Origin of the sequence: Pseudarthrobacter sp. NBSH8, assembly GCF_014217545.1 — a bacterium.
Lineage (GTDB): Bacteria > Actinomycetota > Actinomycetes > Actinomycetales > Micrococcaceae > Arthrobacter.
The window spans coordinates 605,789-619,305 of record NZ_CP043178.1; the positions used below are offsets into that span (position 1 = coordinate 605,789).

Sequence of the window (13,517 nt, forward strand, 5' to 3'; positions counted from 1 at the left end):
GCAGGTTACTCGCCCGTCAGGGTCTGGGTGGGCGAGTGCAGCATTTCCAGGGTCTGGCCGTTGCCCAGGTACATGTGGACACCGCACGGCAGGCACGGATCGAAGCTGCGGACGGTCCGCATGATGTCGATCCCCTTGAAATGCTCGCGGTCGTTCTCCTCGAAGATCGGCTGGCCCTGCACCGCATCCTCATAGGGGCCGGGGGTCCCCGAGGAGTCTGTGGGGCTGGCGTTCCAGGGAGTGGGCGGATACGGGTGGTAGTTGGCGATCTTGCCGTCCCGGATCACCATGTGGTGTGACAGGACGCCGCGGACCGCTTCCGTGAAGCCGCAGCTGATCGCCTCATCCGGAACCGTGAAGGACTCCCACGTCTTGGTCCGGCCGGCCCGGATTTCCTCCAGCGCCTTCTCGGCGAAGTGCAGCGCCGCTGCGGCCGCGTAGGCCTGGAAGTAGGTGCGGGCGCGGTTGCGTTCCAGGGTGTTGCTCCACTGCGGGATGTTCCATTCAAAGGAAACGGGACCCTTCAACGCGGTCTTGGGGAGGTTGATCTGCACACTCCTGCCGGTCGCCTTGAGGTAGCCGATGTCCACCAGTCCGGCCAGTGCCGTGGCCCAAAGCCGCGCCAGCGGGCCGCCACCGGTGTCCAGAGCCAGGTTGTCCTGGCCGTCGAACCAGCGCGGGGACATGACCCAGCTGTACTTCTCCTTCAGGTCCCTCTTCTGCGGCCGGGGATTGGTGTGCTGGTTCCAGGGATGGCGGCGGTCCACCGGGTTGCCCAGCGGATCGCGGGTCACGAACATCTCCTGGTCTTCCCAGTCCTCGTAGTAGGAGGAGCCCAGCATGATCCGGATGCCAAGGTTGATCCGGACCAGGTCGGTGGTGACAAGTTTGCCGTCCACCACCACGCCCGGGGTGACGAACATCTTCTGGCCCCATTCGGTCATGTCCTTGTACTCGAAGTTGCAGTAGTCCGGATCCTGGAGGGAGCCCCAGCAGCCCAGCAGCGTCCGCCGCAGGCCCACCTGCTCGTAGCCGGGGAGGGCCTCGTAAAAGAAATCGAAAAGGTCGTCATGCATCGGCACGACCTTTTTCATGAATTCCACGTACCGCATGAGCCGGGTGATGTAGTCGGTCATGAGCTGGATGGTGGCCACGGTCCCCACCCCGCCGGGGTAGAGCGTGGACGGGTGGACGTGGCGGCCTTCCATCAGGCAGAACATCTCGCGGGTGGACCGGCTGACCTGCAGCGCCTCGCGGTAGAACTCGCCGGTGAACGGATTCAGCGAGCGCATGATGTCCGCGATGGTCCGGTAGCCGTGGTCGCCCTCGTGTGGAGCGCGGGTATTTTCTGCCTTGGCCAGGACCCCGGGGTTGGTCTCGGAGACCATCTTTTCGCAGTAGTCCACGCCCACCAGGTTTTCCTGGAAGATGTTGTGGTCGAACATGTACTCGGCGGCCTCGCCCAGGTTGACGATCCACTCACCGAGGTTCGGCGGCTTGACGCCGTAGGCCATGTTCTGCGCGTAGCAGGAACAGGTGGCGTGGTTGTCGCCGCAGATCCCGCAGATGCGGCTGGTGATGAAGTGGGCGTCCCGCGGGTCCTTGCCCTTCATAAAGATGGAGTAGCCGCGGAAGATTGAGGACGTGCTCTTGCACTCCACCACCTGGTTGTTCGCGAAATCGATCTTGGTGTAGATGCCCAGGCTGCCCACAATTCTGGTGATGGGATCCCAGGCCATCTCCACCAGGTTGCTGTTGTCCGTTCCGCTCCCGGACGGCATAGGAATCGTTGAGGTCATGTTCTTCACCTGTCTGGAAATGGGGGACTTACCAGGTGCGCTTTGCGCCGGTCAGCAGTTCGGTGCCGGGACGGCGCCACTTGGGCTCCTGGTTCAGCGTGTGGGTAGTTATGCCTCGCAGCGCCCTGATGGCCGCGCCGTATGGGCGGATGGTGTTCGTTGAGAGCTTGCCGCCGGGTGGCTCGTCCATAAACGGCATGAACTTGTCCGGGAAGCCCGGCATGGTGCAGCCGATGCAGATGCCGCCAACGTTGGGGCAGCCGCCGATCCCGTTCATCCAGCCGCGTTTGGGCACGTTGCACTTGACCACCGGACCCCAGCAGCCAAGCTTGACGATGCACTTGGGGGAGCCGTACTCGGTGGCGAAATCGCCCTGCTCGTAGTAGCCCGCCCGGTCACAGCCCTCGTGCACTGTCTTGCCGAACAGCCACGTGGGCCGCAGCGCATCATCCAGCGGGATCATCGGAGCCTGGCCGGTGGCCTGGTACAGCAGGTAGGTCATGGTTTCGGAGAGGTTGTCCGGCTGGATGGGGCACCCGGGCACGCAGACGATCGGGATGCCAGCCTTGGACTTCCAGCCATAACCAAGGTAGTCCGGGACACCCATGGCTCCGGTGGGGTTTCCCGCCATCGCATGGATGCCGCCGTACGTGGCACACGTGCCGGCGGCGATGATGGCCGTGGCTTTGGGCGCCAGCCGGTCCAGCCATTCGCTGGTGGTTATGGGCTGACCAGTGGCCAGATCGTTGCCGAAACCGCACCAGTAGCCCCCTTCGTCGTGCAGTTTTTCGTTCGGGATGGACCCTTCGACCACCAGCACGAACGGCTCCAGCTCACCCCGGTCGGCTTTGCGGAACCACTCCAGGAAATCGTCGGCGCCCTCCTGCGGGCCGCACTCGAAATCGATCAGGGGCCAATGCATGGCAATGCGGGGCAGGCCGGGCAGTGCACCGAGCGCGATCTCCTCCACGCTGGGCTGCGTGGCCGCTGTCAGGGCGACGGAATCGCCGTCGCAGCTCAGCCCTGCATTGATCCAGAGCACGTGAATCAGGGTTTCTTCGGCCCTGAGGGAAGTTTCGGTAGGCATCGTTGCGTCTTTCCGCGGCCCGTAAGGGGGCTCAGTGTGCGTCTGTCAGGGACTCTTCCAGAGGCCCTGCCAAAGACCCAGCGCGGGTCTCTGTCCGGGAGGGGTGGCCGTCCAGCCAGTCATACCAGGCGGTAACGCCGTCGCCGGTAGTGGCCGAGAGGACCAGGAATTGTGCGTGCGCGTTCAGGCGACGGATGCGGCGAACGCATTCGTCGACGTCGAACTCGACGTAGGGGAGGAGGTCCGACTTGTTGATGATCACCAAGTCAGCGGCCATGAACATATGCGGGTACTTCTGCGGTTTGTCATCACCTTCCGTCACTGAGACGACTACTACTTTCGCTGCTTCGCCCAGATCAAACAGCGCGGGGCAGACGAGGTTTCCCACGTTCTCGATGAACACGGTTGAACCCATGGCGGGATCGAGCGCGTCGAGTCCGCGGCGGAGCATATCGGCATCCAGGTGGCAGCCGGCTCCTGTATTGATCTGCACCACGGGCCGGCCGGCTTTGCGGATGCGCTCGGCGTCGAGGGAGGTTTCCTGGTCCCCTTCAATGACGCCGGCCTGCAGCCGGTCGCCCAGCTCCGTGAGCGTGCGCACCAGGAGCGTGGTCTTGCCGGAGCCCGGGGAGCTCATCATGTTCAGCGCCCTGACCTTCCGCCCGGCGAGCCAGCCGCGGTTCCGTTCCGCGAGGAGGTCGTTCTTGGCCAGCAGGTTCTGTTCCAGCGGGATGAGTTCCGGGGTATTGGCTTGGGTGTGGCTGTGACCGTCGGCGTGGGGGTGCGCGTGGTCGTGGGGGTGGCTGTGGGTGTGCCCGTCATGCGTGTGCGAATGCCCAGGTTCGTGGGAATGCTCATGTGCCTGGGGCCCCGGCACTTCCTGCCCCGGCACGTCCAGGCCCGGCACTTCCAGGGAGTACACCCGGGGGGCAGCTTCATCGCCGCAGCCGCACGTCGCGCACATTTCGCTACGCCACCTCCACCGAAACGAGGTTGAGTTCCCGCCCGCTGACCACTGCGACGTCGGCGCTGCCACAGGGACACAAAAGGAACATGTCCGTCATCGCGAAGTCCGTTCCGCACTCGCGGCAATGCCCACGGGCCTGCGGCTCATCGATCAGCAGCCGCGCCCCTGCCAGGGTGGTACCCGCTGAAGCCACATCAAAACAAAAACGGAGGGCGTCCGGAAGCACACCCGATAACGGTCCGATCCGAAGGTTGACACCCATGACTGCCCGGCCGGCGGTCTTGTCCAAAACCGCGTCAATCAGGCTCTGTGCGATCGAGAGTTCGTGCATGGGTACTGCCCCCTCTCTGCCAAGATAGGCTGGTCCAGGCCATAAATCAACCTCCAAATTTGACAGCTGCGCATTCGTCGACTAGGGGCGTATAGTCATCCCAGTATTCTGCAGTTACGCGGAAGCCGGAGGCTCGGCAATGCAGCAACCGGAAGCGGGAGGCAACACGCCGCCGCCGCCCACGACCGTACGGTCCGGGTATGCACTGACCGGCCGGGAACGGGCATCGATCGGTGGAATGGCGGCCGTTGTGTTGCTCCTGCATGCTGTGGGTTGGGGCGTGCTGCTGGCCGTTGTGGCGGCAGAAAACCTTCCGGCGGGCTCCGCCGGCGTTTTCGGCGTTGGCCTCGGCGTTGCCGCCTACACGCTGGGGCTGCGCCACGCATTCGACGCGGACCACATCGCCGCCATCGACAACACCACACGGAAACTCTCAGGCGGCGGCCACCCTGTTAAGGGCCACCCAGGCGACAGGCAGTCGGGCAACGGGGAGGCCCGCAACGGGCAAGGCCGCCCCGGTCACAGGCCCGTGACTGTGGGCTTCTGGTTCTCCCTGGGCCACTCGAGCGTCGTTTTTGGCCTGTGCGCTTTGCTGGCGGCCGGAATCCGTAGCCTGACGGACCAGGGCGGGGTGGTTACGGGCGAAACCGAGGCGGGCCTGCAGATCTTCGGGACCGCAGTCTCGGGCGTGTTTTTATACCTCATCGGCGTCCTGAACCTGGCGATCCTCCTGGAGGTGCTCCGGTCTGCGCGACGGCTGCGGTCCAGCCGGGACAGCGGCGCCGGACTGGAAGACCAGCCTGCCCCCGGTGGCCTCATGACGCGGCTCTTCGGCCGGTTGACCGGACTGATCACCAAGCCCCGGCAGATGTATGGTGTGGGACTGTTGTTCGGTTTGGGTTTTGATACCGCGACGGAGGTGAGCCTGCTGATCCTCGCGGCCGGGGCCGCCGCCTCGGCGTTGCCGTGGTACGCGATCCTCACGCTGCCGGTCCTCTTCGCGGCGGGCATGAGCCTGCTGGACTCGCTGGACGGCTGCCTCATGACTTTCGCATACCGCTGGGCGCTTTCCCGGCCGGTCCGCAGGATCTACTACAACGTGGTGGTGACCGGGCTGTCCGTGGCCGTTGCGCTGGGCGTCGGCTCCGTGCAGCTGATTTCCCTCCTGGTGTACAGCGCCGGGATCCGGTCCGGGCCGCTGGCTGTGATCGGCGGACTCGACCTGGCCGCCGTCGGCTACACAACCGTGGCGCTCTTCGTATTCACTTGGCTCCTTGCCTTGGGCGTGTGGCGCTTCGGGCATATCGAGGAACGCTGGTCAGTGCCCGTCCCCGAGAGCGGCCCCGAGTAGCAGCACCGGCTGCAGGACCAGTCAGGGCAGCGGACGGCGGGTCTAGCCAGGCCAGCGGGCGGCCGGGATAGGGTTGACGGCATGCCTTCGTTCCAGACGCGCCTGAAAATCACCGGACTGAAACCTGGCAACCCGCCGGAAGCCGTGATGGCCGCCGCTGTTGAGGCATTGGAGACCCGCCACCATGTGGAATCCAACCAGATCGAACTAGCCGCCGGCGTTCCGCAGCTGAACCTGCGCTTCCTCGTGGAGGCGACCGAATACAGCGGTGAGAACCAGCAGGCGTGCGAATCGGCAGCGATGATGCGAGACGCCGTCGAACGCGTTGCGCTCACCGGCTCACTGACGGTGCTCCGCCGCAACCGCGGCCGCTGGGCGCCTGTTTAGCTCACTCATGCGAACTCGGTCGAGCTTACGCGCCCGAGCTCACGAGCCGGGACCCGGCTCGTCCACGGGTGAGCGGGTGCCGCGCCGGCGGGTCACGATGATGCCGACGACGACGCCGAACACCAGGCCCAGCACCACACCGATCAGCGAACTCGCCCAGAACGGCAGCTTGGTGGCCGATCCCGTGAAGTAGCCAAGGCCCACCAGCCAGCTGGCCCAGAGGACCGCGCCGAGGCCGGCGCACAGGCTGAAGCCCCGGGCGGAAACATCTGCGATGCCCGAAGCGGCCGACGTCGCCAGCCGCCCGCCGGGGATGAAGCGGGCGCCGATGATGGTCCCGTAGGTGGAGGAGCGGCCGGCCTTGGCGATGGCCTTATGGATGCCGGTATGGACTTTGTGGCCCCACCGCCAGCGGTCCAGGACATGGCTGAGCCGGCGTTTGAAGAGCTGGAACACCACCATGTCCCCAATCCAGGACGCCACCGCGCACAGTGCCCCCACCAGGAAGACGTTGGCCCGGCCGTCGGCCGAGAGGGCCCCGCCGGTGATCACCAACATTTCTGACGGGATGGGCGGGAAGATGGCATCGCCGAGGACCATGGGGATGATCCAGAAGTAGATCGCCGCCCCCCAGCTGTCGGCGTCGCCAAAGTCCATGGCCACAAAGTACCGCACTTTTGCGCGGCAGCACGGCCTGAGCTGGACGGCGGCACGGACTTCACCTCATTGGGTTCAGCGAGCGTCCCAGTACCACGCGTCCCAGTACCACGCGCTCCGGTACCCGGAGCCTCTGTACCCGGCGCCTCAGTAGCCAGCGCCGATGTTCCGGCGGCGTGGCCGTGGGACTCCTCCGCGAACTTCCCTGGGAACGTGGCTGAGGTGCCGTCCAGCGAGGAAATACCAGTACGGCCAGGCGACCCACGCGGCGGCGCCCACGGCGATTCCCGCCCCGCCGATGCCCCAGCGGATCCAGGCCGGCGCCGGTTCCAAAGCCGTCAGCGCAGCCAAGGGCAGCCCCACCACCAAGGCGCCGCCGATGAACTCTCCCAGCCTCGCGAGATCCCGGGGATAGCCGCCCGACTTGAGCAGCGCCCGGTGGGCCAGCAGGAACCAGCCGGCCTGGACCACCATTGCCCCCACCGAGATGCCGGTGGAAACATTGAAATCGAGCTTCTTCGCGACGAGGAGGAACGAGCTTGCCGATCCTGCGGCGCTGGCCGCGATCACCAGCCATTTGGCTGCCTCGGAGCCGGGTGTACGGCGCAGGCGGCAGTGGACCTGGACGATCACCGGGATGATCGTCAGCTGGAAGACGCCGCCGGTGGCATCGTTGATGGTGCCGAAGATGTAGGGGCCGTTCCTTGGCACTTCGATGGCGAACATGGCGCCCAGTGTTGCCACGCCCACTACGCCTAGGCCCGCGGAGGCGTAGGCGAACTTGGCCGCCGTTCGGTCGCCCGGGATTTCGATGAGGGTATCCATGATGCTTCCTCGCTCAGTGTGGATTCTCGCTCAGTGTGGATTCTGGCTCGCGCTGTTCCCGGCTGGCCACCGTCACGGTATTGCTGCCGCGGCGCAACCGCCAGGCCCCCAGCAGGCTTAATTCCCAATCCAGGGCGCGAGCCACAGTCATGCCTATCCCCTTCAAGCGACCGGAAAACACGCGATACCCCAGATATCTATCGTGGCACTGGGGCGCATCATGTCAAGGCAGTTAGTAACAGGGGTTTTGCAGGTTTATATACCGGCAATAAGTCCACATACTGGTCAATCAGTATGGCTTTCAGCACGTCGAGCCAACGCTGAACAGCCACGATGATTTCATCTGCATCGCTGGCGGTCTCCACAATTTCTTGCTCCTGGCCCGGATGACTGGAGATGAGCGTGCCAGTACGCGGTGATTCTGGGCAGGCTCCGCCCGCGCGCGGTTAACACCTTCGCCCGGGCTAGTTTTCCTGGGACCCGTTGAAGGGTCCGGCCGCAAGGACCGCAGCTACCTGCTGCAGCGCGGCGACACACGGCGCTGCGCCGGTTCTACCGGATCATCATGGTGGATACCGGAAATAATATGCGGTCCTCGAACTGGGAAGCGCCGGTGGCGGCCGCGGACGAGCTGGTCATCGTTTCCACCGTGCGGGAAGGCACGGTGGCCAGCGCCGTCTGGCTGGTGGACGGGTTGCGTGAACGCGGCTACGAGGACAAGGTCCGCAACGCGTGACCCTGCTTGCCGCGCCGTCCCTGAAGACCGATCTGCAGCTTCATGACCGGACCCGGAACCACTTCGAGACCCTGACGCGGGAAGTCCTCGATGTTCCCTACGACAAGTCCCTCGTCTCCGGCGGCCCGCTCAACTACCAGGCGCTGCTGGCAACGACTCGCGAGGCTATGCTGCGGGCATCTGCTGCGGTGAAGCGGGGCCTTTGAGCCGCACCTCGTAAGTGGGAAACTGGCGGCATGCGGATCACCATCCTCAAAGGCGATATCACCACCCGCACCGTTGACGCGATTGTGAACGCGGCGAACTCCTCGCTCCTGGGCGGCGGCGGTGTGGACGGGGCCATCCACAGCGCTGCCGGGCCGGAACTGCTGGCCGCCTGCCGCGAACTCCGCGAAACGGTCCTGCCGCACGGGCTGGCGCCGGGAGCCGCCGTCGCCACTCCCGGATTCCGGCTCCCGGCGCGCTGGGTCATCCATACCGTGGGTCCAAACCGGCACGCCGGGCAGACCAACCCGGCACTCCTGGTGTCCTGCTTCAGCGAAAGCCTGCGGCTGGCGGACTCGCTGGGCGCGGCTTGCATCGCACTCCCGGCGGTGGGCGGGGGAGTCTACGGCTGGCACGGGCGCCAGGTGGCGGAGGCAGCGCACGACGCCGTCACGGGGTTTGGTGCCTCCCATCCGGCCAGCGCGCTCGAGTTGGTGGAGTTTGTCCTGTTCGGCCCCGAGATGGAGCAGGACTTCAGGACCGTGTTTGATCAGCGCGGTGCATGAGCAGCCTCGCTGAGGTGGAGTCGGCTGCGGTACTCCACGGGCTTTTTGCTGATGGGGTCCACAAAGCGGATGCCGCGGGCCAGGAGCTGCAGCGGTTTGGAGTAGTCGTCCGGAGCCTTGTCCAGGAGGTCCGGGTAAAACGCGTCGTTCACGATGCCCAGTCCCAACGAGGCCATGTGCACCCTCAGTTGGTGCGTCTTTCCGGAGTGCGGCTCCAGCCGGTACCGCGCCAGGCGCGGCGTGCTAACCGCGTCCACGTTGATGCCAGGGGCTCGGGCACCAGCGTCGCCGGTGCCGGCGGCACCCTCGGAAGCACCGCCGTCGAACGTTTCCAGCCGTTCGATCCGGGTCTCCGCGTTCGGCTCGCCCTCAATGACTTCGGCCAGCAGGTAGCTGCGGGATTTGGTCATCCGGTTCCGGACTACCACGGGGAATTCGACGGCGGGGTGGCCTGCGGTGGGCTCCGCGGCGGACACGCACTCGTATTCCTTCTGCACCTGCCGCTTCTCGAAGAGCACCTGGTAATTTCCGCGGGTTTCCGGGTTGGTGGACAGCAGCAGCACGCCGGAGGTCATCCTGTCCAGGCGGTGCATGGGGATCAGGTCCGGCAGGTTGAGCTGGTTCCGGAGCCGGACCAGGGCCGATTCCTGGATGTAAGTGCCGCCCGGGGTGGTGGGCAGGAAATGCGGTTTGTCCACCACGAGGAGGTGGTCATCCTGGTGCAGGATGCTGATGTCCACCGGGATGCGGGTCTCCGGCGGCAGTGAGCGGTAGTACCAGATGAAGGTGTGGTCCTCGAGCCGGGTGGCCCGGTCCAGGGCGACGCCGCCCTCGCCCACGATCTCGCCGGCGTCGAACCTGTCCTCGATGCCCTGCGGATCGATGTGGCCCCAGCGGTGCATCATGTAGTCCATCGCGGTTGTCCACGGCCCCTCGTCCGGGAGGCGCAGGCGGGTGGCGTTCACGCCGTCACGCACGGGGAGGGGGGATTGCATCACCGGTCCATTCTACTTTGCCGGCTGGCGGCTCCGCCTGGGCCTGAGTGTATTGGCGTCGCCCGCACCGCGTTCTCGACTCGCAAGACAATATTCGACTCGCAATATACCTGACGCGGTGGAAATTTCGCCTGCGCCAGGTATTTTGCGCGTCGAGGGCGAATCAGCGCCTCGGGAATCCACTGGAAGGGTGGCCTCAGGCAGCCCAGCCGCGGGCGACGGCGTCGAGGGCTGCGCCGTACACTGCGGCCCAGTCCGCGTCCGGCGGCCCTACCTGTGCCAGTTCCAGGCTCACCAGGCCGTGGACCTGGCCCCAGATTGCGACGGCGACCATTTCCGCGGGTGCCTGCACAACGGTGCCCGTGGACTGGGCGGAAGCCACCGTCTCAATCAGGGGCACCATGGCATCGGCCGCAACGTCCGGGCTGGGCTGGCAATCGACGTAGGCGGCCAGCGCGCCGCCGAACATCAGCCGGTAAAGCGCCTGATGTTCCAGCGCCCAGGCGCGGTAGGCCACGCCGAGTTCCCGAAGGCCGCCCGGGGCCGCGGCCATCTGTGAGTCTCGGAATGACCGGAACCCGTCGTCCACGACGGCGGTCAGGAGCTGGGATTTTCCGCCGAACAGTGAGTAGACGGCCGTGGTGGACGTTCGGGCAGCCACTGCCACGTCCCGCAGGTTCACGCGCGCCGGACCGTCGCGGTCCACCAGGTCAGCCGTGACAGTCAGCAGGTCCTGCCTGAGGGAATCGTTATGCACTATGGGTCTTGCCATGGAGCCCATTGTTTCATAACGTTGTTTCGTAACAACGTTATGAAACTGATAATCTGAGGAGGTCCCATGGCACAGAAGGTATTTCCAGGCCGGTACACAGCTGACCCGAGCGGCGAATCGGTGACGGTTTTCCTGATTGGCATGCGGGCGAACCGGTGGTGGAAGTTCGGGACCGTCGGCAGGGTGGCGGCCGCCATGCCGCGGATGCTCCAGCACCTGGCCGCCGATCCCGCGGCAGGAATGCTCGGATATGAGCAGTGGTTCGGGCGCACCACTGTGCTGCTCAGCTACTGGGAGAGCCCCGAGCACCTACGGAAGTTCGCCGCGGACCGGGAGTCCCCGCACCTGGAACCGTGGCGCCGATTCATGAAGGAACTCTCCGGAAGTGGAGACGTCGGCGTCTGGCATGAGACGTACCAGGTGCCTGCTGCCGGGATTGAGGTTGTCTACAACGGGATGCCGGTGTTTGGGCTGGCCACGGCGACGGCGCATGTCCCGGTCGGGGCCGGGACCAATACTGCCAGGCAGCGGATGGGCCGTAAGGCCGGGAGGGGCGATGGCGCCGCCTGATCCGAAAGCCCCCGCGCGTCAGGCGATAGCCATGGCCGGCGCGTTCTTCAGGGTCCGGCGGAGCTGCGGGGCGGCGTCGAGCCTGTCCTGGGCTGAGCGCAAGGCCAGGACTGCGGTCTCCAGCTGGTCCGGCGGCAGGGTGAAGGGCACCCGGAGGTAGCGTTCGAAGGCTCCGCCGATGCCGAACCTCGGACCTGCAGCCAGCCGGATGCCGAAATCCGGAGCGATGATCGTCAGCGCAGTGCTTACCGGTGCGGGCAGCCTGCACCAGACGGACAGGCCGCCGGAAGGGTGTCCCGTTTCCCATTCCGGGAGGTGTCCGGCAAGGAGCTCCAGAAGTGCGGTGCGGTTGTTCCGAAGGTCGCTGAGGCGTGCGGGAAGTGGCTCGTCGAGGGCGCGGACCAGGTGGCCCGCCGCCAGCTGTTCCATCAGCGGTCCGCCCAGGTCCAGGGATGTCCGTGCCGCGGCAAACCGCTGGATCATGGCTTCGGAGGCGCGGATCCAGCCCGTCCGAAGGCCGGCCCAGTGGGACTTGCTGAGCGATCCGATGGTGACCACAGCGGGACTGAAAGCTGCTACGGGACTGGTTTCGGCGCCGTCGAGGTTCAGCTCGCGGAGGGTCTCATCCACCACCAGGACCGTCCCGGTCGCCACGGCCGCCCGGACCAGCTGGCGGCGCTGGACATCGGGCATTAGCTGGCCCGTGGGGTTGTGGAAGTCCGGCACCACGTAAGCCATCCTTGGGCGCTGCTGTGTCATGGCGGCCTGCAGTGCGTGCACGTCCCAGGCCATGTGGGGCGGAGCGCCGTCGGCTTTGTTCGTGTTGGCGTCGCGGGCTGTGGTGAATGCCACCGGAATGGGCCGGCAGCCGGCCGCGCGGATGGCATCGAGGGCGTTCGGGTAGCTGGGGTGTTCCACCAGAACCCTGTCCTGCCGTCCAGCCACGGCACGGATGATGATGTTCAGGGCGTGCTGGGCGCCCGAGGTGACCAGGATCTGTTCTGCAGTGGTCGGTACACCTGCCGCCGTGTAACGTGCCGCCACCGCCTCGCGCAGGGGGAGCAGGCCCATGGCGTCGTAGCCGAAGCCCGGCAGGAGCGCAGGAAGTTCGGTGAGGGCGGCCGCGAACGCGCGATGGACCACCTCGCCGCTGGCCGGCAGCGATGCGTAGGCGAGGTCGATCAGCCCCTCCGGTGCCGCGAGACCGGGAGATGTTGTTCCGGGCGTCTGCCCCGCGGTTGTAAGGCCAGGATCCATGAACACAGTGGTACCCGGCGGCGTCAGACGCGGAATCCGGGTCCGGCCCCTGCTGCCTTGCCCGCTGCTGAGGAAACCCTGCCCGCGAAGGTGCCCGTAGGCAGCCGTCACGGTGGTGCGGCTTACGCCCAGCGCCTCAGCAAGTGCCCGCTCGCTGGGTAGTGCCGTGTCCAGGGCCACCCGGCCGTCCAGGACCAGGAGGCGGACGACGTCGGCCAGCTCGCGGTAGGCGGGTGCGACGCCGAGGTTCCACTCGCCCAGTAGGCGGGCCAGGGCGGACGGGGCCAGTGAAGGGGACATGAGGCCAGTCTCCCAGACTGGCTATGTAATTCAATGCCAGTTATCTGGCAGGGTTGTTGTTATGTTGACCCGCAGACTCCTCCAGCTCTTTATCGGCCTCGCCATGTATGGCATCTCCCTGGCCATGTTCATCCGTGCCGGACTTGGACTGGATCCGTGGGATGTGTTCCATCAGGGGGTGGCCGGCAGGACCGGGCTGAGTATCGGCGTGGTGGTCATCATTGTGAGTTTCCTGGTGCTGCTGCTCTGGATCCCGCTCCGGCAGTGGCCCGGGTTCGGCACCCTTTGCAACGCCGTGCTGGTGGGCGTTTTCGCAGACATCGGGCTGGCCTTGATCCCGGCGTTCTCGCATCTGGGCGGCCAGATCGGCATGCTGGCCGGCGCAGTGCTGCTGAACGGCATCGCGTCCGCATGCTACATCGGCGCGCGGTTCGGTCCGGGCGCAAGGGATGGCCTGATGACCGGGCTGGCGCGGCGCACCGGCTGGTCCGTGCGGGTCTCGCGCACGCTGATCGAAGTTGTCGTGTTGGGAGTGGGCTGGCTGCTGGGCGGTTCCGTGGGCGTGGGCACGGTGGTTTACGCCCTCGCCATCGGGCCGCTGGTGCAGCTGCTGCTCCCGCGGTTCATGGTGCCCGCAGTGCTCCCGCCGGACACTGCTGGCCTGGACGCTGCCGAGCCGGTCGCCGTCGAACCCGGGGCCAGGACTTTCTAGG

17 protein-coding genes are annotated in these 13,517 nt (G+C 66.0%); 7 read left to right on the top strand and 10 right to left on the bottom strand.

What is annotated here, in order from left to right; all coding sequences use genetic code 11:
• Positions 1 to 5: 5 nt before the first annotated feature.
• The 4 genes from FYJ92_RS02825 to FYJ92_RS02840 are packed head-to-tail and all read right to left on the bottom strand — an operon-like array spanning position 6 to position 4,184.
• Positions 6 to 1,799: a nickel-dependent hydrogenase large subunit gene (locus FYJ92_RS02825; RefSeq protein ID WP_185262514.1), complete on the bottom strand. Its 1,794-nt coding sequence runs from the start codon at positions 1,797 to 1,799 to the stop codon at positions 6 to 8.
• Between the two features lie 28 nt (positions 1,800 to 1,827).
• Positions 1,828 to 2,886, bottom strand: a complete 1,059-nt coding sequence (locus tag FYJ92_RS02830) for a hydrogenase expression protein HypE (RefSeq protein WP_185262515.1) — start codon at positions 2,884 to 2,886, stop codon at positions 1,828 to 1,830.
• Between the two features lie 31 nt (positions 2,887 to 2,917).
• Positions 2,918 to 3,850, bottom strand: a complete 933-nt coding sequence (hypB, locus tag FYJ92_RS02835) for a hydrogenase nickel incorporation protein HypB (protein WP_185262516.1) — start codon at positions 3,848 to 3,850, stop codon at positions 2,918 to 2,920.
• A 4-nt stretch (positions 3,851 to 3,854) separates the two neighbouring features.
• Positions 3,855 to 4,184, bottom strand: a complete 330-nt coding sequence (locus FYJ92_RS02840; RefSeq protein ID WP_185262517.1) for a hydrogenase maturation nickel metallochaperone HypA — start codon at positions 4,182 to 4,184, stop codon at positions 3,855 to 3,857.
• A 139-nt stretch (positions 4,185 to 4,323) separates the two neighbouring features.
• On the opposite strand from FYJ92_RS02840, the gene FYJ92_RS02845 reads away from it, so the two are divergent.
• Together FYJ92_RS02845 and FYJ92_RS02850 are read left to right on the top strand one after the other, a co-directional pair.
• Positions 4,324 to 5,535 carry a HoxN/HupN/NixA family nickel/cobalt transporter gene (locus FYJ92_RS02845; protein WP_195808712.1) on the top strand — a complete coding sequence of 404 codons (1,212 nt, stop codon included), beginning with the start codon at positions 4,324 to 4,326 and terminating at the stop codon, positions 5,533 to 5,535.
• A gap of 81 nt (positions 5,536 to 5,616) precedes the next feature.
• Positions 5,617 to 5,922 (top strand): hypothetical protein, encoded by a 306-nt coding sequence (locus FYJ92_RS02850; protein WP_185262518.1) that lies wholly within the window; start codon positions 5,617 to 5,619, stop codon positions 5,920 to 5,922.
• Between the two features lie 39 nt (positions 5,923 to 5,961).
• On the opposite strand, the gene FYJ92_RS02855 is transcribed toward FYJ92_RS02850, so the two are convergent.
• The 3 genes from FYJ92_RS02855 to FYJ92_RS02865 form a co-directional block, all read right to left on the bottom strand.
• On the bottom strand, positions 5,962 to 6,579 hold the full coding sequence (locus FYJ92_RS02855; protein WP_185262519.1) for a DedA family protein: 618 nt from the start codon (positions 6,577 to 6,579) through the stop codon (positions 5,962 to 5,964).
• Between the two features lie 147 nt (positions 6,580 to 6,726).
• A complete protein-coding gene (locus FYJ92_RS02860) occupies positions 6,727 to 7,404 on the bottom strand; it encodes a hypothetical protein (protein WP_185262520.1) in 678 nt (225 codons plus the stop codon).
• 218 nt (positions 7,405 to 7,622) lie between these two features.
• Entirely contained in the window at positions 7,623 to 7,769 is a 147-nt protein-coding gene (locus FYJ92_RS02865; RefSeq protein WP_185262521.1) for a hypothetical protein, read from the bottom strand.
• 200 nt (positions 7,770 to 7,969) lie between these two features.
• On the opposite strand from FYJ92_RS02865, the gene FYJ92_RS02870 reads away from it, so the two are divergent.
• Genes FYJ92_RS02870 through FYJ92_RS02880 form a run of 3 tightly spaced genes read left to right on the top strand, consistent with a single transcriptional unit; the run spans position 7,970 to position 8,910 of the window.
• Positions 7,970 to 8,140, top strand: coding sequence for a hypothetical protein (locus FYJ92_RS02870; protein WP_185262522.1), 171 nt, complete (start codon positions 7,970 to 7,972; stop codon positions 8,138 to 8,140).
• On the top strand, positions 8,137 to 8,346 hold the full coding sequence (locus FYJ92_RS02875) for a hypothetical protein (protein ID WP_185262523.1): 210 nt from the start codon (positions 8,137 to 8,139) through the stop codon (positions 8,344 to 8,346). Before FYJ92_RS02870 ends, FYJ92_RS02875 begins: the two co-directional genes overlap by 4 nt.
• Positions 8,347 to 8,376: 30 nt before the next feature.
• Positions 8,377 to 8,910, top strand: coding sequence for an O-acetyl-ADP-ribose deacetylase (locus FYJ92_RS02880; RefSeq protein ID WP_185262524.1), 534 nt, complete (start codon positions 8,377 to 8,379; stop codon positions 8,908 to 8,910).
• On the opposite strand, the gene FYJ92_RS02885 is transcribed toward FYJ92_RS02880, so the two are convergent.
• Both FYJ92_RS02885 and FYJ92_RS02890 read right to left on the bottom strand, forming a co-directional pair.
• Positions 8,895 to 9,905 (bottom strand): RluA family pseudouridine synthase, encoded by a 1,011-nt coding sequence (locus FYJ92_RS02885; RefSeq protein WP_185263640.1) that lies wholly within the window; start codon positions 9,903 to 9,905, stop codon positions 8,895 to 8,897. The two genes, FYJ92_RS02880 and FYJ92_RS02885, sit on opposite strands and share 16 nt — an antisense overlap.
• 196 nt (positions 9,906 to 10,101) lie before the next feature.
• Positions 10,102 to 10,677 carry a TetR-like C-terminal domain-containing protein gene (locus tag FYJ92_RS02890; RefSeq protein WP_255482272.1) on the bottom strand — a complete coding sequence of 192 codons (576 nt, stop codon included), beginning with the start codon at positions 10,675 to 10,677 and terminating at the stop codon, positions 10,102 to 10,104.
• A 66-nt stretch (positions 10,678 to 10,743) separates the two neighbouring features.
• Between FYJ92_RS02890 and FYJ92_RS02895 the strand changes: the two genes are divergently transcribed.
• The gene (locus FYJ92_RS02895; RefSeq protein WP_185262525.1) at positions 10,744 to 11,247 is read left to right on the top strand and encodes a DUF4188 domain-containing protein; all 504 of its coding nucleotides are present in this window, start codon (positions 10,744 to 10,746) and stop codon (positions 11,245 to 11,247) included.
• Between the two features lie 18 nt (positions 11,248 to 11,265).
• Here FYJ92_RS02895 and FYJ92_RS02900 read toward each other — a convergent pair whose 3' ends face one another.
• A complete protein-coding gene (locus FYJ92_RS02900; RefSeq protein ID WP_185262526.1) occupies positions 11,266 to 12,804 on the bottom strand; it encodes a PLP-dependent aminotransferase family protein in 1,539 nt (512 codons plus the stop codon).
• A gap of 61 nt (positions 12,805 to 12,865) precedes the next feature.
• Between FYJ92_RS02900 and FYJ92_RS02905 the strand changes: the two genes are divergently transcribed.
• Positions 12,866 to 13,516 (top strand): YitT family protein, encoded by a 651-nt coding sequence (locus FYJ92_RS02905; RefSeq protein WP_185262527.1) that lies wholly within the window; start codon positions 12,866 to 12,868, stop codon positions 13,514 to 13,516.
• Position 13,517: the final 1 nt, after the last annotated feature.